Consider the following 1,660-nt stretch of genomic DNA (forward strand, 5'->3'; position numbering starts at 1 on the left):
ATGATTTCCGGCACCTCGGGCAGGATGATCGTCTCCATCGTCTTGATGCCGGCCTGGGCCGCGCCCTTGGCATCGGTGATCAGGATGATCTTGCCGCCGCGCGCCGCCACTTCCTGCATGTTCGAGACCGTCTTTTCGAAGATGCGGTCGTGCGGCGCGATCACGATCACCGGCATGTTCTCGTCGATCAGCGCGATCGGCCCATGCTTCAGCTCGCCGCCGGCATAGCCCTCGGCGTGGATGTAGGAAATCTCCTTGAGCTTCAGCGCGCCTTCCATGGCCAGCGGGAAGTTGGTGTCGCGGCCGAGATAGAGCACGTCCTTGTAGCGCGACAGCTCGCGCGCGATGCGCTCGATCTGCTCGTCGAGCTTCAGCACCTGGGTGGCGAAGCGCGGCGCTTCGGAAAGCTCGCGCACCAGCCGCTTTTCCTCGTCGCGCGAGATCGTGCCGCGCGCCACGCCGGCGCGGACCGCAAGTGCTGCCAGGACGGAGAGCTGACACGTGAACGCCTTGGTCGAGGCGACGCCGATCTCCGGCCCGGCAAGCGTCGGCAGCACGACGTCGGATTCGCGCGCCATGGTCGATTCGCGCACATTGACCACCGCGCCGATCTTCATGCCGGCCTGGCGGCAATAGCGCAGCGAAGCCAGCGTGTCGGCGGTCTCGCCCGACTGCGAGATGAAGAAGGCCGCGTCGTTGGCCGACAGCGGCATCTCGCGATAGCGGAATTCGGAGGCGACATCGATGTCGACCGGCAGCCGCGCATAGCGTTCGAACCAGTATTTCGAGATCAGCCCGGCGAGATAGGCGGTGCCGCAGGCCGACAGCGCCAGCCGGCCGATCCTGGCGAAGTCGAACGGCAGGTCGAGCGGCTTCGACACGCCCGAGACGAAATCCACGTAATGCGCCAGCGTGTGCGAGATCACCTCCGGCTGCTCGTGGATTTCCTTTTCCATGAAATGCCGGCGGTTGCCCTTGTCGACCATGAAGCTGGTCGACAGCGATTGCTGGCGCTTGCGGTCGACCTTGTTGCCGTCGATGTCGTAGATGGTCACGCCGTCGCGCCGCACGACCGCCCAGTCGCCGTCCTCAAGATAGGTGATCGAGTTGGTGAAGGGCGCCAGCGCGATCGCGTCCGAACCCAAGAACATCTCGCCCTCGCCATGGCCGACGGCCAAAGGCGGACCGTTGCGGGCGCCGACGATCAGGTCCTCGTCGCCCTTGAACATGATTGCCAGCGCGAAGGCGCCGGACAGCCGCTTCAGCGCCGCATGCGCGGCCTCCACCGGCTTCAGCCCCCTGGCGAACTCGCGCGCCACCAGATGCGCGACGACCTCGGTGTCGGTCTGCGAGGAAAAGCTGTAGCCGTCGCGGGTGAGCTCGTCGCGCAGCTCGGCGAAATTCTCGATGATGCCGTTGTGGACGATGGCGACGCCGTTGGAAAAATGCGGATGCGCGTTGGTCTCGTTGGGCACGCCATGCGTGGCCCAGCGCGTGTGACCGATGCCGATCGTGCCGTCGAGCGGCTCTTCCCTCAGCCGGCGTTCGAGATTGATGAGCTTGCCTTCGGCGCGGCGGCGGCCAAGCTCACCCTTTTCGATGGTGGCAACGCCGGCGGAGTCGTAGCCGCGATATTCGAGCCGCTTCAACGCATCGACGA

General features: G+C 65.4%; 1 protein-coding gene. It reads right to left on the bottom strand.

The genetic code is table 11. The features are described from left to right. On the bottom strand, window positions 1-1,660 hold a 1,660-nt coding region (gene glmS, locus AC0YKC_RS33900), incomplete at both ends, for a glutamine--fructose-6-phosphate transaminase (isomerizing) (protein WP_488514230.1).

This window comes from Mesorhizobium sp. CNPSo 4661, assembly GCF_057784215.1.